19 protein-coding genes are annotated in these 20086 nt (G+C 59.3%); 12 read left to right on the top strand and 7 right to left on the bottom strand.

The genetic code is table 11. The features are described 5' to 3' along the window. Nucleotides 1-95: 95 nt before the first annotated feature. Nucleotides 96-821: an SDR family NAD(P)-dependent oxidoreductase gene (locus tag AC2FH0_RS15815; RefSeq protein ID WP_496789874.1), complete on the top strand. Its 726-nt coding sequence runs from the start codon at nt 96-98 to the stop codon at nt 819-821. Between the two features lie 34 nt (nt 822-855). Here the strand turns inward: AC2FH0_RS15815 and AC2FH0_RS15820 are convergent, their stop codons facing one another. Continuing rightward, nucleotides 856-1143 carry an I78 family peptidase inhibitor gene (locus AC2FH0_RS15820; protein WP_496678465.1) on the bottom strand — a complete coding sequence of 96 codons (288 nt, stop codon included), beginning with the start codon at nt 1141-1143 and terminating at the stop codon, nt 856-858. A 130-nt stretch (nt 1144-1273) separates the two neighbouring features. On the opposite strand from AC2FH0_RS15820, the gene AC2FH0_RS15825 reads away from it, so the two are divergent. After that, a complete protein-coding gene (locus tag AC2FH0_RS15825; protein ID WP_496697919.1) occupies nt 1274-2386 on the top strand; it encodes an S-(hydroxymethyl)glutathione dehydrogenase/class III alcohol dehydrogenase in 1113 nt (370 codons plus the stop codon). Between the two features lie 95 nt (nt 2387-2481). Beyond that, the gene (locus AC2FH0_RS15830) at nt 2482-3207 is read left to right on the top strand and encodes an NYN domain-containing protein (RefSeq protein WP_496692811.1); all 726 of its coding nucleotides are present in this window, start codon (nt 2482-2484) and stop codon (nt 3205-3207) included. 9 nt (nt 3208-3216) lie between these two features. Here AC2FH0_RS15830 and AC2FH0_RS15835 read toward each other — a convergent pair whose 3' ends face one another. Both AC2FH0_RS15835 and AC2FH0_RS15840 read right to left on the bottom strand, forming a co-directional pair. Further along, nucleotides 3217-4155, bottom strand: coding sequence for a DMT family transporter (locus AC2FH0_RS15835; protein ID WP_496706935.1), 939 nt, complete (start codon nt 4153-4155; stop codon nt 3217-3219). Nucleotides 4156-4267: 112 nt separating this feature from the next. Next, on the bottom strand, nt 4268-4699 hold the full coding sequence (locus AC2FH0_RS15840) for a group III truncated hemoglobin (RefSeq protein ID WP_142638539.1): 432 nt from the start codon (nt 4697-4699) through the stop codon (nt 4268-4270). 165 nt (nt 4700-4864) lie between these two features. Here AC2FH0_RS15840 and AC2FH0_RS15845 point away from each other — a divergent pair, with 165 nt between their 5' ends. Then, nucleotides 4865-5332, top strand: a complete 468-nt coding sequence (locus AC2FH0_RS15845) for a DUF1203 domain-containing protein (RefSeq protein ID WP_142638541.1) — start codon at nt 4865-4867, stop codon at nt 5330-5332. On the opposite strand, the gene AC2FH0_RS15850 is transcribed toward AC2FH0_RS15845, so the two are convergent. Further along, a complete protein-coding gene (locus AC2FH0_RS15850; protein ID WP_142638697.1) occupies nt 5329-6321 on the bottom strand; it encodes an ABC transporter ATP-binding protein in 993 nt (330 codons plus the stop codon). The genes AC2FH0_RS15845 and AC2FH0_RS15850 overlap by 4 nt on opposite strands. 87 nt (nt 6322-6408) lie before the next feature. Between AC2FH0_RS15850 and AC2FH0_RS15855 the strand changes: the two genes are divergently transcribed. From AC2FH0_RS15855 to polA, 3 genes are all read left to right on the top strand, one after another. Then, complete coding sequence (locus tag AC2FH0_RS15855; protein WP_142638543.1) at nt 6409-6588, top strand: zinc-finger domain-containing protein; 180 nt, start codon at nt 6409-6411, stop codon at nt 6586-6588. 411 nt (nt 6589-6999) lie between these two features. Next, a complete protein-coding gene (locus AC2FH0_RS15860) occupies nt 7000-7467 on the top strand; it encodes a hypothetical protein (protein ID WP_281973333.1) in 468 nt (155 codons plus the stop codon). Nucleotides 7468-7537: 70 nt separating this feature from the next. Next, a complete protein-coding gene (gene polA, locus AC2FH0_RS15865) occupies nt 7538-10336 on the top strand; it encodes a DNA polymerase I (RefSeq protein WP_496789781.1) in 2799 nt (932 codons plus the stop codon). Nucleotides 10337-10378: 42 nt separating this feature from the next. On the opposite strand, the gene AC2FH0_RS15870 is transcribed toward polA, so the two are convergent. Both AC2FH0_RS15870 and AC2FH0_RS15875 read right to left on the bottom strand, forming a co-directional pair. After that, nucleotides 10379-10609: a DUF2798 domain-containing protein gene (locus AC2FH0_RS15870; protein ID WP_496789783.1), complete on the bottom strand. Its 231-nt coding sequence runs from the start codon at nt 10607-10609 to the stop codon at nt 10379-10381. Between the two features lie 71 nt (nt 10610-10680). Then, a complete protein-coding gene (locus AC2FH0_RS15875; RefSeq protein WP_496789784.1) occupies nt 10681-11436 on the bottom strand; it encodes a hydroxypyruvate isomerase family protein in 756 nt (251 codons plus the stop codon). 178 nt (nt 11437-11614) lie between these two features. On the opposite strand from AC2FH0_RS15875, the gene AC2FH0_RS15880 reads away from it, so the two are divergent. Next, on the top strand, nt 11615-12559 hold the full coding sequence (locus AC2FH0_RS15880; protein WP_496789785.1) for a DMT family transporter: 945 nt from the start codon (nt 11615-11617) through the stop codon (nt 12557-12559). Here AC2FH0_RS15880 and AC2FH0_RS15885 read toward each other — a convergent pair. Continuing rightward, nucleotides 12542-13117: a DUF1285 domain-containing protein gene (locus AC2FH0_RS15885; protein ID WP_496789786.1), complete on the bottom strand. Its 576-nt coding sequence runs from the start codon at nt 13115-13117 to the stop codon at nt 12542-12544. The two genes, AC2FH0_RS15880 and AC2FH0_RS15885, sit on opposite strands and share 18 nt — an antisense overlap. 64 nt (nt 13118-13181) lie before the next feature. On the opposite strand from AC2FH0_RS15885, the gene AC2FH0_RS15890 reads away from it, so the two are divergent. Genes AC2FH0_RS15890 through AC2FH0_RS15905 form a run of 4 tightly spaced genes read left to right on the top strand, consistent with a single transcriptional unit; the run spans nt 13182 to nt 19859 of the window. Beyond that, nucleotides 13182-14189, top strand: coding sequence for an AAA family ATPase (locus AC2FH0_RS15890; RefSeq protein ID WP_271951824.1), 1008 nt, complete (start codon nt 13182-13184; stop codon nt 14187-14189). Next, the gene (locus AC2FH0_RS15895; protein WP_496697902.1) at nt 14186-15061 is read left to right on the top strand and encodes a DUF58 domain-containing protein; all 876 of its coding nucleotides are present in this window, start codon (nt 14186-14188) and stop codon (nt 15059-15061) included. The genes AC2FH0_RS15890 and AC2FH0_RS15895 overlap by 4 nt, the downstream gene beginning before the upstream one ends. Further along, the gene (locus AC2FH0_RS15900) at nt 15058-17820 is read left to right on the top strand and encodes a DUF4159 domain-containing protein (RefSeq protein WP_496789788.1); all 2763 of its coding nucleotides are present in this window, start codon (nt 15058-15060) and stop codon (nt 17818-17820) included. Before AC2FH0_RS15895 ends, AC2FH0_RS15900 begins: the two co-directional genes overlap by 4 nt. Beyond that, complete coding sequence (locus AC2FH0_RS15905) at nt 17817-19859, top strand: hypothetical protein (protein WP_496789789.1); 2043 nt, start codon at nt 17817-17819, stop codon at nt 19857-19859. Before AC2FH0_RS15900 ends, AC2FH0_RS15905 begins: the two co-directional genes overlap by 4 nt. The last annotated feature ends 227 nt before the right edge of the window (nt 19860-20086 follow it).

Raw genomic sequence — 20086 nt, forward strand, 5'->3', positions numbered from 1 at the left:
CGGCTGCAATTTAGCGGCCTCACCGCGAGCAACCGAAGGTGATCCAAACTGGCCGTGTAACCGTATTGAAATAACACAATTCAGAAATGGTCGGCATGAACAGCTTTGACGGGAAAACTTATTGGATAGTCGGCGCAAGCGAAGGTCTGGGTCGTGCATTGGCGCAGGCTCTAAGCAATCGCGGCGCCCGGGTGATCCTGTCGGCGCGAAACGCGAAACGCCTGGATGAAATCTGCAGCATTCTGCCAAATTCAAAAGCCATTCGTTGCGATGTCGCCGATTTAGACTCTGTTCGACGTGCCGCTTCCGCTGCCGGAAAGGTGGATGGCCTTATCTATAATGCCGGAGCTTATGACCCGATGCGCAGCACTGAGTGGAACACCGAGGCCGCTCTTCGGATGTCCGATGTGAATTTTCAGGGCGCTTTGCGGGTTCTGGGCGAAATACTTCCTGGGTTTGTTAAGGCCGGGCAGGGGGAGATCACGCTGATCGGGTCGCTGTCCGGCTATCATGGCCTGCCATCTGCAGTCGGGTATGGTGCCAGCAAGGCGGCTTTGATTTCACTGGCAGAAACCATGCGGCATGATCTGGCGGGTTCGGGCGTCACGGTTCGGATCGTAAATCCCGGCTTCATCAAGACTCGCCTGACCGAAAAGAACAGTTTCAGGATGCCGATGCTGATGACGCCTCAGGGCGCGGCCCAGCATGTGGTTCGGGCAATATCCCGCCACAGATTCCGCACAGACTTCCCAGCGCCGTTTTCATGGCTGATCCGCCTTGTGGGCTATTTGCCGGATTGGGTGATATATCGCGGAAGATAGGCCCTAACATTGGGGTTTTGAGCTTCTGCCAGGCTTAACCGCAGGTCAGATTCTGTATGATCCCTGAGCCGTCCACAAAGACGTTCAACCGGTCGATGCGATAATCCTGTGTGGCGATGTCATCGGGGCCTAAAACGCGCGACCGTTCGGGTAATTGCGACTGAATGGTCGATACAGGCTTGCCAATCGCATCGGCAAATGGCTCTCCTCTGCAAAAAGCCAAATCGACCGGGGCGGGTTCAAGTGGCAGTGGCGCGTCCTCAGGAGCGGGCGACTCCGTACATGCGACCAGCAAAATCAAAACAGGGGTCAAACGGCGCATTGGCGCTCCTCTTTCTGGCAATGTCGTTTCTGTAATATCAAATATTTAGCATTGCTGCCATCAAAGCGCAGTTGAAAAAACCCTGCATTTAACGCAGGGTCAGGCCAAATTTGACTGGGAGAAGTACATCATGCGCACCCGTGCCGCCGTTGCCGTTCAGGCCGGAAAACCTTTGGAAGTGATGGATGTGAACCTCGAAGGCCCCAAGGCGGGCGAGGTTCTGGTCGAGATCAAGGCGACCGGCATTTGCCACACCGACGAATTCACCCTGTCGGGTGCAGACCCCGAAGGCCTGTTCCCCGCCATTCTGGGCCATGAAGGCGCAGGTGTGGTGGTCGATGTCGGCCCGGGCGTGACCAGCCTGAAGCCGGGCGATCACGTGATCCCGCTTTACACCCCCGAGTGTCGCGAATGTGAATACTGCCTGCATCCCAAAACCAACCTGTGTCAGGCGATCCGTTCGACGCAGGGCCAAGGGTTGATGCCCGATGGCACCTCTCGGTTCTCGACGCTGGATGGTGATCCGATCCTGCATTACATGGGCTGCTCGACCTTTGCCAACCACACGGTCCTGCCGGAAATCGCGCTTGCCAAAGTGCGCCCGGACGCGCCTTTCGATAAGATCTGCTATATCGGTTGTGGTGTGACCACCGGCATCGGCGCGGTGATCAACACCGCCAAAGTTGAAATCGGAAGCCGTGCGATTGTGTTTGGTCTGGGTGGCATCGGTTTGAACGTCATTCAAGGTCTACGATTGGCAGGCGCCGACCAGATCGTCGGCGTCGACCTGAACCCCTCCAAGGTGGAAATGGCCACCCGGTTCGGTATGACCGATTTCGTCAACCCGGCTGAGGTTGAAGGCGATCTGGTGCCCTATCTGGTCAACCTGACCAAAGGCGGCGCGGATTACACCTTTGACGCCACCGGCAATGTTGGCGTGATGCGCACGGCGCTGGAATCTGCCCATAAGGGCTGGGGTGAATCGATCATCATCGGCGTGGCACCTGCAGGGGCCGAGATCTCGACCCGCCCGTTCCAGCTGGTCACTGGTCGTTCCTGGCGCGGTACGGCCTTTGGCGGCGCCCGTGGCCGCACGGATGTGCCCAAGATCGTCGATTGGTACATGGAAGGTAAGATCGAGATCGACCCGATGATCACCCACACCATGGGCCTGGACGACATCAACCATGGGTTCGACCTGATGCATAAGGGCGAAAGCATCCGCTCGGTTGTGGTTTACTGAGAAAACCGAAATAGTTTCCGAGGGCGGGCTTTTGCTCGCCCTTTTTGGGTCTTACATTCCTCACTATGAATTAAATTTAAGGTTGAGGATTTCAGGTGACGACAGGAAAGACAGACCGTCTGGCGGTTCTGATCGATGCGGACAATGTCTCTGCAAAACATGCAGCAGAGATTTTCGAAGAAATTGCCACGCTCGGTGAGGCTGGTTTAAGGCGGATATACGGGGATTTCTCGAACGGATCACCGCAGGGATGGGAGGCCAAATCTCTGGCCGAATACGCCATCGTTCCGCATCAGCAATTCGCCAACACATCCGGCAAGAACTCCAGCGACATTGCCTTGGTCATTGATGCCATGGATATTCTACATTCGGGTCGGTTCAGCGGCTTTGTGTTGGTCTCGTCAGACAGCGACTTCACGCGCCTTGCCAGTCGGATACGCGAGCAGGGGTTGGATGTGTTCGGAATAGGAGAACGCAAAGCCCCCAAGGCCTTTGTGGCAGCGTGCAATCGGTTCATCTATATTGATAATATTGAGAAGCCAGCGGCACATAACCCACAGGCCAAAAAGTCCGAAAGCCCAAAGCCAAAGCAAGAGCTGAACCATGCCTATCAGCTTATTCGCAATGTCGTTCAGAATACCAATGAGCCGGACGGCTGGACCAGCCTTGGGATTGTCGGAAGTCAGCTGGGTAAGATGTATCCGGATTTTGATTCCCGCTCTTATGGCCACAAAAGGCTGAGCGATCTGGTGCGTGCCATAGACCGGTTTGAAAAGAGCGGCGAAAATGGTGGTCTCAGGATCAGATGCAAAGAGCCGTAAAGGCAGGGGTCATTCTCCTGGTCGCGTCGCCCCTGTATCCGAACGCGGTGAGCGAACCCGCAGAACCGGGGTATTGACCGAGGTGGTGTTCGACCGGCTCTCGCGCCAGACGACGAAGACACCAGATGCGATGATGATGCTGGCGCCGACGGCAACCCAGCCGTCTGGCTTTTCGCCGAAAAACGCCATGCCAAAGATCGTGGCCCAGATGATCTGGCTGTATTGGCTGGGGGCGATGACCCCCGCTGGCGCGGCACGATAAGCCAGAATAATCAGGTGTTGGGCAATGACAGAAAATACTCCGACCAGTGCCATCATGGCCAGATGCAACAAGGACGGAGGCTGATAAACGGCCGGTTGCGCGATGCTCATGACCACTATGGCCAGCAGCATCGGATAAAGGATCAGAACGGCCGAGCGTTCCTCATTGCCGATCTTACGGACCAGAACCGACGCGAAAGCGCTGCAGAACGCGGCCGTCAGCGCCGCCAGATGGCCTAGCGTGATGTCCGTGGTACCCGGGCGCAGAACGATCAACACGCCGATCAGGCCCACGCCAACCGCGGCCCAACGCTGGGCGCGGACCACCTCGCCCAATATGGGGATCGACAGGACCGTGACGATCAGCGGGAAAGAGAACAGGAGTGAATATACCTCGGCCAAAGGCAGGACCGAAAAGGAATAAAATGCGCAGGACATGCCTGTGACCATCAACCCCGACCGCAGCAGGACCAGCCAGGGATGGTGCGGAAGGAAGTTGCCGGTAGAGCGGTCTGTCAGGATTGTCACGGCCATCGGCACAAAGGAAAACAGCGTGGCGAAAAAGATGATTTGCATCACCGAATAGGTTCCGCCCAGCACCTTGATCAGAGCATCGTGGCTGGCAAAGACAGCAAAGCCCAGAAACGCATAGCCAAGGCCCCTGAGGGTGGTGTTTTGAGTGCTCATGGGTCTGGCCTTGGGCAGCGGAATGGTGGGTTCATCCGTTGCATAAACCCATTTTTCAGAGTCTGATAGCCCTTATTTTACCGCTAACATGGCAACCGGCCATGATCTGAGATCATCGCAGGATCGGTGGCGCGTCCTTTGGCTGGCGCGCGGATTGTACACCCACTTTCATCCCTACGCCGATGCGCCGGGCCAGCGCCACCCAGGGCAGCGCGGTTTCTGCGGGCAGGGTGCTATGGGCCACCTCCTCGAACAGGTCCAGCCAATGATCGAACAATTCGGGCCTGATATCAGGCCTTTCGATGTGAATACGCTGCGGATTTCCGTCATAACAACGCTCATGCAGAATGGCGTTGCGCCAGAACGCGGCGATCTTGTTCTCGTGCGGGGGCCAGTCGCTGACATGGTTTGCAAAGACCGGAGCCAGTGCCTCGTCCTGCCGGACGCGGGCGTAGAATGCGCTCACCTGAGACATGATCTGTTCAGCGGTGGCGGGAAACCTCGGAGGAATTCCTGGGCGGGCAGGAGAGGTAGGTTTGGACATGGGCGTTCCGAAACTGAATTGCGTCCCGTTCAGATCGGATTGTAGCCCGTGCTGTCAAGCCACGGCGCGTATATGTCGCGCTGTCTCAAAGAAGCGTTTGCGCAGGAAACGGGTCGGTTCCCCTCGCCGGGTCAGGCATCTTTTGTACAAAGAAGGAGACCTAACATGCACAAAATATCTGCCCTCCCCACCGCGCAGGTTCAGGCCTATCGCCAAGGCGCGCCTGATGGTTATGGCAACCCGCCCGAACGGGCGATATCGAACGGGGAAGGAAACCCCTGCCGTCATTGCCTGACCTATATTCCCAAGGGAAAGGAAATGCTGGTGCTGGCCCACCGGCCCTTTCCAGCGACACAACCTTTTGCTGAAACCGGGCCGATTTACCTTTGTGTAGAGCATTGTCAGCGCTATGAGGATCTCACCAACCTGCCCGAGGCGCTGACCGCCTCACCCAATTATCTGATTAAAGGGTACGGATCGGACGACAGGATTGTTTACGGCACCGGGATCATTACGCCGCAGGCGGAATTGCAAAACGCTGCCGGGGATATCTTTGCCCGCGCGGATGTCGCCTATATCCACATCAGATCCGCGTCGAATAACTGCTATCACGCGCGGATCGACCGCGCCTAAAGCTTAACCCGGTGCAATCCCCGGCGCGGCTGATCAAGATCAGCTGCCGGGACATCGCCCGCCCGGGTCGAGGTCAGGGCCAGGAACACATCCTCAAGATCTGCTTCTTCGGTGCGAACGTCCCGGATACGCATGCCCACGGCCCTGACGGATTCCAGAACCTGTTCGGCACTGGTCTGGGCACTGCGATAGCGCAGCACCAGGCTGCCATCGTCGCGCAGTGTGGCCTCGACTCCCTCGGTCGCAGGCAGTTCAGTGACGGGGCCATCCGGAATAATTACCATCGTCCGACCATCCATGCGGCCCAGCAGGTCTGCCGTGCTGTCCTGTGCGATCTTTTCGCCATGATTGATGATGGCGATCTGGTCGCACATCTCCTGTGCTTCTTCCAGGTAATGCGTCGTCAGGATGATGGTCATGCCCTGCTGGTTCAGCTTGCGCACGTTGGCCCAGAGCATTTGGCGCAGCTCGATATCCACGCCCGCTGTGGGTTCGTCCAGAACCAGCACTTTGGGGTTATGCACCAAAGCCTTGGCCAACAGCAACCGGCGCCGCATACCGCCGGACAGGGTGCGGGCATAGGCCTCGGCCTTGTCGCTGAGGCCAACCAGTTCGAGGATTTCATCACTGCGCCGCTGCGCCTTTGGTACACCATATAGGCCAGCCTGAACCTCCAAAGCACCGCGCGGAGTAAAGAAAGGGTCCAGGTTCAGCTCTTGCGGCATAACGCCGATGGCAGCGCGAGATTGGCGCGGGTTGCGGTCTTGGTCATGACCCCAGATCGACACATGGCCTGCAGATTTAACCACCAGCCCGGCCAGAATGTTGATCAGGGTCGATTTCCCGGCCCCGTTCGGCCCGAGCAATCCAAAGACTGAACCACGCGGGATTGTCAGGTCGATACCCTTCAGCGCCTGCTTTTCAGGCTGGCCCTTGCTGCCGCGATAGGTCTTGCGCAGCCCTTCGATCCTGATTGCCGCATTGTCCATGTGGCTCTTGCCCCCGGTTTGCTCATCGCTCATAAACGCACCTAATGCATGCCCGCGAGGCCGACAACCAGTGAAGGATCGCCAGCCGTGACAATCGAAGCGCCGGAAACCAAGATCGTCGAAACCTCTCGTGTCGCCTGTGATGGCGGCGAAGGTGCATTGGGCCACCCACGTGTTTGGTTACAGATCCCCGAAGACACCGGCTGGGTCGAGTGCCCCTATTGCGACTGCAAATTTGTCTTAAAAGGGCACGAGGCCAGCGCCTGAATGTGCAAAGCCGCGGGCAGGTTTTACCTCTGCCTAATCATTGGAGCTGTTGGCTATTTTCTGGCCGCCGCTATCGGAATGCTTCTAACCGGATCGGGAAATCGGGCGCAGGGCGATGATACGATCGAAATCGCCTGGTCAGCGGGCCGATCTACAGGCCTCCTGGCTGCCGGGTTTTTCCAACCACAATCAGTTTTAAGGCCAGAGGGCGTTTCAACGCGCTGCGAACCTGCCATGTCTGGGCCGGTGAGGTGCTGTGGGCTGCGAATGAAGACTTCGGCACTTGGGTTCCATTGCCTTACTCGATCACTTTGTCCCGCTTGATAAACCAATCAGGCAAGGTCTAACCTGCCCAACTAATGTCGTGTTCTGACGATAGCTTTGCGCCGGCTCAATGGAGGAAGTGTGTTGATGGACGCCAGTATCCAAAATACCAACCAACCGGTCTTCGGATGGATTGGTTTTAGTGTTTCCGCGATGGCCCTGTTGGGCGCCCTGTTCCTGTTCTGGGCCGGGCCATTCGCACCGCAACAATCGACTGGCGTGTCTTTGGGAGAGCTTGCAGCCGAGCTTGGAAAATCCACCCTGCGCTCGGCCGCCGGGCTGGACCAACCCGAGCCGGTGGCCCGGGTCCGTGATCTGGACGACTTTCTGCAGATCGGCGTAGCCCTTTTGGGAGGATTGGCCGTCATCCTGTCGGCCATAGGCATTCTGCGCCACGAAAAACTGCGCCCGGCCATTGCGGGTATCGCAATCGGCATCGGCGCAATCCTGTTTCAGTTCTTTGCTTTTGCGTTTTTCGCTTTCCTCGGTGTGCTGGTCATCATGGCGCTGCTCAACAGCTTTTCGGATGTATTTGGCGGCCTGTTCGGCGGATAGTTCACCTTCTGTACTGGTCACCCGTGCGCCCCTGTGGCAGAACCATCCCTGACCGACAGGGAGCGCGCGCATGAGCAATTTCGGAAAAGGGTGTCACCTTCATCTTATTGACGGATCGGCCTTTATCTTCAGGGCCTATCACGCGCTGCCGCCGCTGACGCGGAAGTCCGATGGGTTGCCGATTGGGGCCGTGTCTGGGTTCTGTAACATGCTGCAGAAATATGTCGAGGGGAACACTGGGCCAGACGCGCCGACCCATGTGGCGGTGATCTTTGACAAGGGCTCTCATACGTTCCGCAACGATATGTATGACCTTTACAAGGCCAATCGCGAGGCCATGCCCGAGGATCTGCGCCCTCAGATGCCGCTGACCCGCGAGGCGACCCGCGCCTTCAATATCGCCTGCAAAGAGCTTGAGGGCTATGAGGCCGACGACATCATTGCCACCCTTGCCATACAGGCGCGTGAGGCCGGTGGTCGCGTCACGATCGTCAGTTCCGACAAGGACCTGATGCAGCTGGTCGGCGATGGGGTCGAAATGCTGGATGCGATGAAGAACAAGCGCATCGACCGCGATGGTGTGTTCGAGAAATTCGGCGTCGGGCCGGAACGTGTGGTGGACGTGCAGGCGCTGGCCGGGGACAGCGTGGACAATGTGCCGGGGGCCCCGGGCATTGGGATCAAGACGGCGGCGCTTTTGATCAATGAATTTGGTGATCTGGAAACCCTGCTGGACCGCGCCGAAGAGATCAAACAACCCAAACGCCGCCAAACCCTGATCGACAAACGCGACCAGATTGAACTGTCGAAAAGACTGGTGCAGTTGGATGAGAACACGCCGCTGGATTTCACCTTAGACGATCTTGAGGTGCAAGACCCTGAACCGGACACTCTGCTGGGCTTTCTGGCTGAGATGGAGTTCCGCACCCTCACCAAGCGCATAGCGGACAAGCTGGGGGCCGAGGCACCGGTGATTGCAGACGCGCCTGCGCCCGTTGCAGATGTGGCCGATGCTGAAGACATTCCATTCGACGCGTCGAAGTATGAATGCGTCCGCGACGCGGGGGCTTTGCAGAAATGGATAGACCAGGCCTACGAGCGTGGGTGGGTTGCAGTGGACACCGAGACCACCGGGCTGAACGAGATGATCGCAGATCTGGTTGGCATTTCGCTCTGCATTGAGGCGGGCGAGGCCTGCTATATCCCATTGATCCATCGTCAAAGTGCCACCGACGATCTGTTCGGCTCGGACGCTCTGGCCGAGGGACAAATGCCGCTGGATCAGGCTCTAACACAGCTGAAACCGATGTTAGAGGACCCGTCGATCCTCAAGATCGGGCAAAACATGAAATACGATGCCAAGATTTTTGCCCGCTATGGCGTGGATGTGGCGCCGATTGATGACACGATGTTGATGTCCTATGCGATGCATGGCGGCGAGCATGGGCATGGCATGGACACCCTGTCCGAGCGTTATCTGAACCACAAGCCGATTCCGATCAAACCGCTGCTGGGATCCGGCAAATCCGCGATCACCTTCGACAAGGTTCCGATTGACGAGGCCACGGCCTATGCCGCCGAGGACGCCGATATCACCCTGCGGCTGTGGAAACTGTTCAAACCTCAGCTGCATCAGGTTCAGGTAACGACCGTCTATGAAACGTTGGAGCGCCCTCTGGTGCCGGTTCTGGCCGAAATGGAGATGCATGGCATCAAGGTTGACCGCGATGTCCTCAGCCGCATGTCCAACGCGTTTGCCCAGAAAATGGCCGGGTTAGAGGCTGAAATCCACGAGTTGGCTGGTGAAAGCTTCAATGTAGGCTCGCCCGCTCAGCTGGGCGAGATTCTGTTCGACAAGATGAGTCTGGAAGGCGGCAAGAAGGGCAAGACCGGTAAATATTCAACCGGGGCCGATATCCTTGAGGATCTGGCGACCGAGCATGAATTGCCGCGTCGGGTGCTGGATTGGCGGCAGCTGTCGAAACTGAAATCGACCTATACGGACGCGCTGCAGACCCATATCAACCCCGATACGGGCCGGGTACATACATCCTATTCGATCACCGGGGCGAACACCGGTCGTTTGGCCTCGACCGATCCGAACCTGCAGAACATCCCCGTGCGTACCGAGGAAGGCCGTCGCATCCGCGAGGCGTTCATTGCCGAACCGGGAAATGTGCTGGTCAGCCTCGACTATAGCCAGATCGAGCTGCGCATTCTGGCGCATATTGCCGATATTCCGGCCTTGAAGCAGGCGTTTACCGATGGGCTGGACATTCACGCCATGACTGCGTCGGAAATGTTCGAAGTGCCGCTGGATGAGATGACGCCGGATATTCGCCGTCAGGCCAAGGCGATCAACTTCGGTGTGATCTATGGCATCTCGGGTTTTGGTCTGGCGCGCAACCTGCGCATTCCACGGGCCGAGGCGCAGGGCTTCATCGACCGCTATTTCGAACGCTTCCCCGGCATTCGGACCTATATGGACGACACCGTCGCCTTTGCCAAAGAGAATGGCTATGTGCAGACCCTATTCGGGCGCAAAATCCATACGCCCGAAATCAATGCCAAGGGGCCGCATGCGGGATTTTCGCGTCGGGCGGCGATCAACGCTCCGATTCAAGGCACCGCGGCCGACGTGATCCGACGCGCCATGGTGCGGATGCCGGATGCGATCCATGGGTTGCCTGCGAAAATGTTGCTGCAAGTGCATGACGAATTGCTGTTCGAAGTATCCGAGGACGCCGTTGACCCGCTGATCGACGCGGCGCGCGACGTGATGGAGGAGGCCTCGGACCCAGCGGTGAAACTGGATGTGAAACTCAGCGTTGATGCGGGACAGGGCGCGAATTGGGCCGAGGCGCACTAGCGCCGCCGTTCATCAAGCCCTGCGGGCCCTCTTCGCGGCGGGTCAGCCCTGTGGTCTGACTATGCGGTTGACCATCCGTTGCACGCTGGGGCCCAGCAGTAGGATAACTGTGAACGCGATGGGCCAGGAGAAAACCCATGAGCCCATCCAGTCGCCCAGCGTCGCGGGACCGAAGCCGACGGCCTTGGCCGTGGCGATACCGGTGACGATGCAGGACATCATGCCTGACATGATCAGGCTGAACAGGGCGCGGGCATAGCGGGCAGGGATCATCCGGACATCCTTGGTGTGAGGTGGCAATGATCTGCGCCATTTTTCCGGGTAATACCAGTGCCAGCGGACAATCAAAGGTGCATCCAGCAGAGCGTCTCGGCGGTACGTTGGATCGATGGCTGATATTCAGCACTGACCCAGCCGGTGTAGCCGCTGTCATCAATCGCTCGGAACAGCTCCGCAAAATTCATCTCACCTCGACCGGGCTCTGAGCGATCCGGTGCCGCTCCGATCTGGGCATGCACGATGCGGGCTTGGAACTGCTGCCAGACCTGCAACGCGTTGCCATGGATCATCTGGGCGTGAAAACTGTCATATTGCAGGCCAACATTGGGCCGGTTCACACGATCCAAAACCTCGGCGGCCAGATCGTAAGAGTTCAGGAAATATTCAGGCTGTGACACCGGGTTGAGCGGTTCGATCGTGAACGGCTGTTGGGGCGCGTGGTCTGCGGCCCATTGCAGGTTTTGAACAAAGCAATCCATAGCATCCGCGCCCGAGGAATATCCGGACATGATGTGGATCTTTTCGGGCCGTAGCGCCTGAGCATAGCGTAGAACACGGCGGATGTCGGACTGGAACCGCGCCTCACCGCCCGGAACGGCGGCATATCCGGGAGTGCCGCCGGTGTAGTTGGGTGGCGGCGCGTTGATCAGCACCAGGTCGAGCCCATTAGCCAGCAGAGCACGGTGGGTTTCCTTGGTAGCCAGATCATAGGGAAACAGAACCTCAACAGCCTTGAACCCGGCCTGCGCGGCGGCCTGAAACCGGTCGAGATAGGGCAGTTCGGCAAAGAGCAATGAGATATTTGCAGCGAATTTGGGCATGGATGGCCTTTGCGTGTCTGTTCGCCGGACCATATCGGTCGGGTGATTTCAGCGAAAGGGACTGAAAACGACAGATTGTCGAAAATCGGCCAGATCACCCGGTTTAATTCAGTGACGTTCGGGACAATGCGGCGAATCATTTCTGGCGCCGCTTTGACCAGAGGTATGACCCATGGCAATGAGCCCTGACCCCGTGCGCGGGACCGCTATTTCTATGTCCGCCGACCGCAACTCCGCCTTGTCTGGCAACGGGTTGGCGGTTGCCTCGATGCTGGCATGGGCCGCAGGCTTTCCGGCGGCAGAGGTCTTGTTGCAAAGCTGGTCGCCAGTGGGCTTGCTGGCGGCACGTCTGGGTCTGGCGGTTCTGGTGCTGCTGCCGATCTGGCTGATGCTGGACGGTCCCAGTCGTATTCTAAGGGCCAGATGGGGATGGGCCATGATCGTCGGGGCGTTTGGCTTTGGCTGCCCGATGTTTCTGCTGATCCTGGCGCAAAAGCTGACCGATCCGGTAACCGTCGTCATCATCGCCTCTTGCGCGCCACTAATCGCAACCCTGCTGGAGCTTAAGGCGGGCACACGTCGGCTGAGCTGGAATTTTGGCCTAGGCGTTCTGGTTTCAATTATCGGCGGGCTGATCGCCACCAGCGCCGTCGCCCCGGCGCAGCTGGGCCTTGGGGCCTTATGCGCGGTCGTGTCGGTCGTCTTTTTCAGCTGGGGCAGCATGACCACAGCGCGCGATTTTCCCGAACTCAGCCAGACCGGGCGCGCGACGATCACGTTGATCGGGGGCTTTGCCATGGCCGTGATCTTGTGCTTTGCCGCTGGGCTGCTGGGTATGGATGTGGTGCCTAAGGTTGCGATTGACGGGCAGCAGATCGGGATGCTGGGGATTTACGCGCTGATTTCGCTGGGGCTGAGCCAGATCCTGTTCGTTGCTTCGGTTGGAAAGCTGGGCGTGGCGCTGGCCTCATTCCATATGAACATCGCGCCATTTTACGTGATGCTGATCATGATTGTGCTGGGGGATGAGTGGAATTCAACCCGCGCACTGGGCGCGGGCATCGTGGCGGTCGCCGTTGTTCTGGCGCAGGATCGCAGGCCGCGCTCAGCCCAGATCGGCTGAGCGGATCAGCGGAAAGAACTGACCTCCCGACCACACCCCGAACCAGTCTTCATGATCGGTGCCGATCTCGACCAGTCGGTAAAAGCTTTTGCGGTCAATGCGCGCCTCTAGATTTGCGCGGATCAGGATATAGGGCGAGGGTTCCTGGGTCTTCGGATCAAACTCAACACGGATCGGGTGATCCGGACCGGCCTTGGCCGTGTCACCCACATGGGTGCTGAAAGTCAAAATCTGCGCCGCGCCTGAGCCTGCGGCATCAAAGTCGACAGCGACGAACGGGACATCCTCAACCGTGATTCCCACCTTTTCGACCGGGGTCACCAGGTAATATTTGCCTTCTTCTTTCTTAAGAATTGAGGAAAAAAGCTTCACAAGCTCGAACCTGTTGATGGGCGAGCCTAAATAACTCCAAGAACCATCTTTTGCGATCCTGATGTCCAGATCGCCACAAAACGGGGGATTCCACAGGTGAACAGGGGGTAAATCCCGTGTTTTCGCGGCTTTGACTGATGCCGCAATGCCATCAGGAGAAGGTGTCACAGGGATTTGTCCGCTCATTACTTTTGCCATTTCCTTTTCGCGCGATACACTTCAACCATACTCGTCCACGGAAGGGAAAGTCATGAGCGAACCTGCCGACCTCGTATCCGAGATCGAAGCGCTGGAAACCAAACTGCAAGAGGCCAAGGCCTCGATCACCCGACGCTTTATCGGGCAAGAGCGGGTCGTGGACCTGACGCTGGCCGCGCTGTTATGCGGCGGGCACGCATTGCTGATCGGATTGCCAGGGCTGGGCAAGACCCGGCTGGTTGAGACTTTGTCGACCGTGATGGGCCTGCATGGCAACCGTATCCAGTTCACGCCGGATCTGATGCCGGCTGATATTCTGGGGTCCGAGGTTCTGGATACGGCCGAGGATGGCAGTCGCCACTTCCGGTTCATTCCCGGACCGATCTTCTGTGAATTGCTGATGGCGGATGAGATCAACCGCGCCAGCCCGCGCACACAGTCGGCCTTGCTGCAAGCGATGCAGGAACGCACCGTCACCGTTGCGGGCGAGGATCGTGCGCTGGATGAGCCTTTTCACGTGCTGGCCACGCAAAACCCGATTGAACAAGAAGGCACCTATCCGCTGCCGGAGGCGCAGTTGGACCGCTTTTTGGTGCAGATTGACGTCGAATACCCGGATCGTCAGACCGAGCGGGATATCCTTCTGGCCACGACCGGTGTCGAAGAAGACGACGCCCATCAGATTTTCACCAAAGAGGAATTGCTGGCGGCGCAGCTTCTGTTGCGCCGGATGCCGGTCGGCGAGTCTGTGGTCGAACTGATTCTGGATCTGGTCCGCGCGTTCCGCCCTGGCGAAGCAGGCGTGTCCGATCGTGTGGCCGAAACCGTGGCCTGGGGCCCTGGCCCCCGCGCGGCGCAGGCGTTGATGATGACGGTGCGTGCCAACGCCATGTTGCAGGGGCGACTGGCCCCCAACGCCGAAGATGTTCTTGAGATGGCCCGCCCTGTCCTCAGCCATCGTATGGCGCTGAACTTTGCGGCACGGGCGCGCGGTGACAGTCTGGCTGATCTGATTGACTCGACCGCGCTTGGGCTGATCCGAACCGAGGCTGCGGCGTGAATGCCGGGCTGACCCTTCGTGAAAGATCCGAGGCCGAGGCATCTCGGTTGCCGCCCCTGTTGGCGCGGGCGGAACATCTGGCCGGAACCGTCCTGCTGGGTGACCATGGACGTCGCCGATCCGGGATGGGCGATGATTTCTGGCAATACCGCCCGGCACAGGTTGGCGACAGCCGCCGGATGATCGACCACCGCCGCTCGGCCCGTGGCGATCAACAATTTGTGCGCGAACGCGAATGGCAGATTGCCCAATCGGTGATGCTGTGGGTGGATCAGGGCGCGTCTATGCGCTTTGCCTCGGACGCTGCGCTACCGACCAAGGCGGATCGGGCGCGGTTGCTGGGCCTGGCAACTTCGATCCTGCTGGCGCGCGGTGGTGAGCGTGTGGGCCTGACGGGCACAACTCTGCCGCCCCGGCGCGGCAACGCACAGATCATCCGGCTTGCGCAGGCCTGGTCCGAGGATGATCAAGCCGACTATGCGCCACCCGAGCACCGCGCCATGATCCCCCATGCGCGGGCGGTGTTCATCTCTGATTTTCTTGGCCCGATGGAAGAGGTTGAACTGGCACTGTCCAAAGCTGCGGATCGTGGCGTGCGCGGGGTGGTCCTGCAGGTGCTGGATCCCGGTGAAGAGAATTTCCCCTATCGCGGGCGTACCATTTTCGAAAGCGTGGGCGGCTCGGCCCGGCATGAAACGCTCAAGGCTTCTGATCTTCGCGACCGGTATCTTGCGCGCCTTGCCGAACGAAAGGATGCCTTGATGCGCTTGTGTCGGGTGACGGGATGGCAACTGGGGCTGCACCACACTGGCGACAGCGCACAGGCGGCTCTGTTATGGCTGTATCGCGCTTTGGACGGGGGCAGAGTATGACGGTTTTGGCTGGGATAGGCTTTACCGCGCCCTGGGTGTTGCTGGGATTGTTGACCCTGCCCATCCTGTGGCTGTTCCTGCGCGCTGTGCCGCCTGCGCCGATCCGGCGAATGTTTCCGGCCGTAACGCTGCTGCTGGGGCTGAAGGACGACGAGAGTGTTTCGGATCGGACACCATGGTGGCTGCTGCTGTTGCGAATGCTGGCGGCGGCGGCGATCATTATCGGTCTGGCCGGGCCGGTTTTGAATCCCTCGCGGGATCAGGTGGGTTCGGGGCCGCTGTTGTTGGTGCTGGATGCCAGCTGGGCAGGTGCAAGCGGCTGGCCATCGCTTCAGGACCAGCTTGATACGCAGCTGACCGAGGCCGGACGCGCCGGACGCACGGTGGCCTTGCTCAACTTGACGGAGCCAGAAGCCCCAGTCTTTCAGGCCGCCGAAGCGTGGCGGGGTCGGCTTCCGGGGGTGACTCCGATGCCCTGGCAACCAACTCAGCTGCAGATGGATCAGGTGCTCGATGTGCTGGATCAGCTTGATGGTGGTTTTGATACATATTGGTTCAGCGACGGTCTGGGATTTGCGGGTCGGGAAACGGTTCTGGCTGCGTTGCAATCGCGCGGGGAAGTGACCGTGTACCAGTCAGGCTCGCCTGTTTATGCGATTCTGCCCGCCGCCTATCAGGATGGTGTCATTCAACTGACGGCCCAACGCGCCACTGCTGGTCCGGAAAACATCCTGACCATTTTGGCACAGGGGCGCGATCCGGCGGGCGCAATGCGGGTTCTGCAATCCGCCAATGTCGTCTTTGCTGAAGGCGAAACGCTTGCTCAGGTGGAGCTGGCGCTGCCCTCGGAACTACGGGCCAGAATCACCCGGTTCGAGATTCAGGGCCAGCGGACGGCGGGTGCCGTAACGCTGACCGATGACAGCCTGCGCAGGCGTGAGGTGGCCCTGCTTGCGGGCAGTTTGAACCGTGAAGGGTTAGAGCTGTTGTCGCCGCTACATTATCTGACGCAGGTTTTGGTCCCGACCGCGGATTTTGTCGAGGGCGGGTTAATGGATGTGTTGCCCGCCAATCCGGATGTGATTGTTCTGGCGGATGTGGCGAAATTGGCCGAAGCGGAACAACTGGCGGTGACCGAATGGGTCGAACAGGGCGGGCTGCTGTTGCGCTTTGCCGGGCCGCGCATGGCCGCTAGCGATCTGGGGCGGGATGTCGAGGATACCTTGCTGCCGGTGCGCCTGCGCAGCGGTGGCCGTTCGGTCGGCGGCGCGATGAGCTGGGGTGAGGCCAAAGGTCTGGCTCCGTTCCCCGAAACGTCTCCTTTCTACGGGCTGCGCGTGCCACTGGATGTTTCCGTGACCACACAGGTCATGGCGCAACCAGACCCTAATTTGGCTGATCGGGTGATTGCATCGCTGACGGATGGCACGCCTCTGGTCACGCGCAAGGCGTTGGGGTTGGGGCAGGTGGTGCTGTTCCATGTCACCGCTGATGCCGAATGGTCGAGCCTTCCCCTCTCGGGCCTGTTTGTCGAGATGCTGGACCGGCTCGCCGTTGCCTCGGCTGCGAAATCCCGGGAAGAATCGCAACTACAGGGCACGACCTGGGAACCGCTGCAGGTCATGGATGGGTTCGGAGGTTTGTCGGATGCGGATAACCTGGCCGGTGTCGATGGGGTTGATCTGGCCTCGGGCGCAATCGGGCCGGACCTGCGGCCGGGCCTGTATGAAAGCGGCAAGCAAAAACTGGCGCTGAATGTACTGGATGCGGATACGGTGCTGACGCCAGCCATCTGGCCATCTGATGTGCCGATCAAAGGGCAGGAAATCAGCGCCGAAACGCCGGTCGGGGGCATTTTGCTTAGCCTCGCGCTGATCTTGCTGACGGTGGACGTCATTGCGTCACTTCTGTTGTCGGGGCGACTTGGGCTGGCCCGGGCCGCGGCGATGGCGCTGGGTGCGTTGCTGATTGCACCTGACCTTCAGGCTCAGACGCCCGAGGAAACCGATTTTGCCCTGATGGCAACGCAAGAGCTGGTACTGGCTCATGTCATGACCGGAAACGCGCAGGTTGACGATATCGCGGGCGCCGGGATGCGTGGCTTGGCGCAAACTTTGTTCTTCCGCACTTCGGTCGAGCCGGCAGAGCCCATCGGCGTTGATCTGGAACGGGACGAGCTGGCGTTTTTCCCGCTGCTGTACTGGCCGATCACGCCGGAACAGCCGCAACCCTCGGACGAAGCCTATGCCAAGCTGAATGCCTATCTCCGCTCGGGCGGCATGATCCTGTTCGACACGCGCGACGCGGATGTGGCGCGTTTCGGTGCAGCCAGCCCCAACGGCCGCAAGCTGCAACAACTGGCCGCCCCGCTGAATATCCCTTCGTTAGAGCCTGTTCCGGATGACCATGTTCTGACGCGGGCCTTCTATTTGCTGCAGGATTTCCCGGGCCGATATGCCGGTACCGAGATTTGGGTCGAAGCCGCCCCGCCGGATGCGGAACAAATCGACGGCATGCCGTTCCGCAACCTCAACGACAATGTGACCCCGGTAGTGATCGGCGGGAATGACTGGGCCGGAGCCTGGGCCGTCGACCGAAACGCGCAGGCCTTGTTGCCGGTCGGGCGCGGATATGCCGGTGAGCGGCAGCGGGAATTGGCCAATCGGTTTGGCGTCAATCTGGTGATGCATGTGCTGACCGGGAATTACAAATCGGATCAGGTCCATGTGCCTGCGCTGCTGGACAGGTTGGGACAATGACCGGAACCGTTATCTTTGCCCCTCTGATTCCGTGGCCCGTTCTGATGGTCGTTGCCGCGATTGCCATATCAGGCGTTGTTCTAGCCCTGTGGCGGGGCCTGTCTGGCTGGGCTTTGCGCGGGTTGGCCGCCCTGGTCGTGATCGTGGCCATGGCGGGGCCTGTTTATCAGGTCGAAGATCGCACTCCGCTGACCGACATCGTGGTGATGATCGAGGATGAAAGCGCCAGCCAGACCCTGTCCGATCGCGCGGAACAGACCGCACAGGCCGCTGCCGAACTGGCGGCCGAGATCGACGCGCGCGACAATACCGAGCTGCGCCGGATCCGGGTGGGTGACAGCGATGGGGATGAGGGCACACAGGTCATGGCTGCGCTGAACAAAGTCCTGGCCGAGGAACCCCGTGCGCGCATTGCGGGGATCCTCGTGCTTTCGGACGGGATCGTGCATGACGTTGATCAGGCCCCTGACCTGCCTGCACCGATGCACCTGTTGCAGACTGGGCGGGCCAGCGACTGGGACCGCCGTCTGATCGTCCGCAATGCACCGGCTTTTGCCATTATCGGAGAGCCGGTCACGCTGACGTTGCGGGTTGAGGATAGCGGCGCAGTTCCTGTTGCGGCTGCGAATGCGCCTTTGGAAATTTCGGTTGATGGCAATGCGCCAGAGCATTTCACCATTCCAATCGGTGTCGATGTCGAGCTACCGGTCAAGCTGTCCCATGGCGGGCGGAATGTCATCCAGTTTACCGTACCCGGCGTCGAAGGAGAGTTGACCGACCGCAACAACACCGCACTGATTCAGATGAACGGTGTGCGCGACCGTCTGCGGGTGCTGCTGGTTTCGGGTGAACCGCATCCAGGTGGACGGACCTGGCGGAACCTTCTGAAATCCGACAGCTCGGTTGATCTGGTGCATTTCACGATCCTGCGACCGCCTGAAAAGCAGGATGGTGTGCCTGTGGACGAGTTGTCTTTGATCGCTTTTCCGACTCGAGAACTGTTTCTGGAAAAGATCAACGATTTCGATCTGATCATCTTTGATCGCTATAAGCGGCGCGGTATTCTGCCTGCGGTCTATCTGGAGAATGTCACCAATTACATCAATGATGGTGGTGCGGTTCTGATTGCGGCTGGTCCTGATTTTGCCAGCGCCGACAGTATCTTCCGCTCGCCGCTGGCGCCGATTCTTCCGGCGCAACCCACCGCGCGGGTCATCGAAGAACGCTTTGTGCCCACAGTTACAGATATGGGGCACCGGCACCCGGTGACCACGGATCTGGGCGATTCCGAGCATTGGGGTGCATGGTTGCGCCAGGTTGATGTCCTGTTCCGATCAGGTGAAACGCTGATGACCGGCGTCGATGACCGGCCGCTGCTGGTGCTGGACCGGGTCGGAGAGGGGCGCGTGGCAATGCTGGCCTCTGACCACGCTTGGCTCTGGAGCCGTGGCTTCGACGGCGGTGGTCCGCAGCTTGAACTTCTACGGCGATTGGCACATTGGATGATGAAAGAACCCGAGCTTGAGGAAGAGGCTCTGTGGGCCGAAGCAAATGGTCAAATCATGCGCGTCATCCGTCAAACCCTGGGGGATGACGTCGGAGCGGTTACCATCACGCAGCCCAATGGCGAAACACTTGAGGTGACGCTGAACGAAGTTTCTCCGGGGCGGTTCGAAGCTCAGATCTTCGGCCCCGAGATTGGCCTCTATCGTCTGCAAGAGGGTGAACATTCGGCGGTGATCGGGTTGGGCCCTGCGGCCCCCAAAGAATTTGAACGCACGATTGCTACCGATCAGATCCTTGAGCCGGTTCTGGCCGAATTGCGCGGCGGTGTGATCCGGGTCGAGGACGGTTTGCCTTCGATCCGCAATGTCCGCGCTGGGCGGCCAGCATCGGGGCGCGGTTGGATCGGGCTGACCCCGCGCGATGCCTACCAGACCAGCTCTGTAACACAGGCTGGTGTTCTGCCGCCCTGGCTGGTGCTTTTGCTGGCCGGTGGTTTCCTTCTGGCGGGTTGGCTGCGCGAAGGTCGGCGTTAGGTCATTCGACCACAACGCTGATTGTGGCCCCATTCACCAGCATCATGTCATGGTAAAGCACCGTTTGAACCGGCTTTGCTACGTCAGGTTTGTCGTGTAATCCCACACAGTTTTTTTGATCTGAGCGCCTTTCGCGCATTCAGATACCGCAGATTTTGCGTTGAGTAGGAAAAGGCAGGTACCGGCGAGGCAGGCAGTTTTGGACGTTTGCGGCCTCTGAGCCTGCC

It is taken from the genome of Ruegeria sp. CDSC051 (assembly GCF_059610665.1).

Coding starts and splice junctions, on each gene's coding strand:
- AC2FH0_RS15815 (WP_496789874.1), top strand. CDS start 96: ATGAACAGCTTTGACGGGAAAACTTATTGGATAGTCGGCGCAAGCGAA.
- AC2FH0_RS15820 (WP_496678465.1), bottom strand. CDS start 1,143: ATGCGCCGTTTGACCCCTGTTTTGATTTTGCTGGTCGCATGTACGGAG.
- AC2FH0_RS15825 (WP_496697919.1), top strand. CDS start 1,274: ATGCGCACCCGTGCCGCCGTTGCCGTTCAGGCCGGAAAACCTTTGGAA.
- AC2FH0_RS15835 (WP_496706935.1), bottom strand. CDS start 4,155: ATGAGCACTCAAAACACCACCCTCAGGGGCCTTGGCTATGCGTTTCTG.
- AC2FH0_RS15840 (WP_142638539.1), bottom strand. CDS start 4,699: ATGTCCAAACCTACCTCTCCTGCCCGCCCAGGAATTCCTCCGAGGTTT.
- AC2FH0_RS15845 (WP_142638541.1), top strand. CDS start 4,865: ATGCACAAAATATCTGCCCTCCCCACCGCGCAGGTTCAGGCCTATCGC.
- AC2FH0_RS15850 (WP_142638697.1), bottom strand. CDS start 6,321: ATGGACAATGCGGCAATCAGGATCGAAGGGCTGCGCAAGACCTATCGC.
- AC2FH0_RS15860 (WP_281973333.1), top strand. CDS start 7,000: ATGGACGCCAGTATCCAAAATACCAACCAACCGGTCTTCGGATGGATT.
- polA (WP_496789781.1), top strand. CDS start 7,538: ATGAGCAATTTCGGAAAAGGGTGTCACCTTCATCTTATTGACGGATCG.
- AC2FH0_RS15870 (WP_496789783.1), bottom strand. CDS start 10,609: ATGATCCCTGCCCGCTATGCCCGCGCCCTGTTCAGCCTGATCATGTCA.
- AC2FH0_RS15875 (WP_496789784.1), bottom strand. CDS start 11,436: ATGCCCAAATTCGCTGCAAATATCTCATTGCTCTTTGCCGAACTGCCC.
- AC2FH0_RS15880 (WP_496789785.1), top strand. CDS start 11,615: ATGAGCCCTGACCCCGTGCGCGGGACCGCTATTTCTATGTCCGCCGAC.
- AC2FH0_RS15885 (WP_496789786.1), bottom strand. CDS start 13,117: ATGAGCGGACAAATCCCTGTGACACCTTCTCCTGATGGCATTGCGGCA.
- AC2FH0_RS15890 (WP_271951824.1), top strand. CDS start 13,182: ATGAGCGAACCTGCCGACCTCGTATCCGAGATCGAAGCGCTGGAAACC.
- AC2FH0_RS15900 (WP_496789788.1), top strand. CDS start 15,058: ATGACGGTTTTGGCTGGGATAGGCTTTACCGCGCCCTGGGTGTTGCTG.
- AC2FH0_RS15905 (WP_496789789.1), top strand. CDS start 17,817: ATGACCGGAACCGTTATCTTTGCCCCTCTGATTCCGTGGCCCGTTCTG.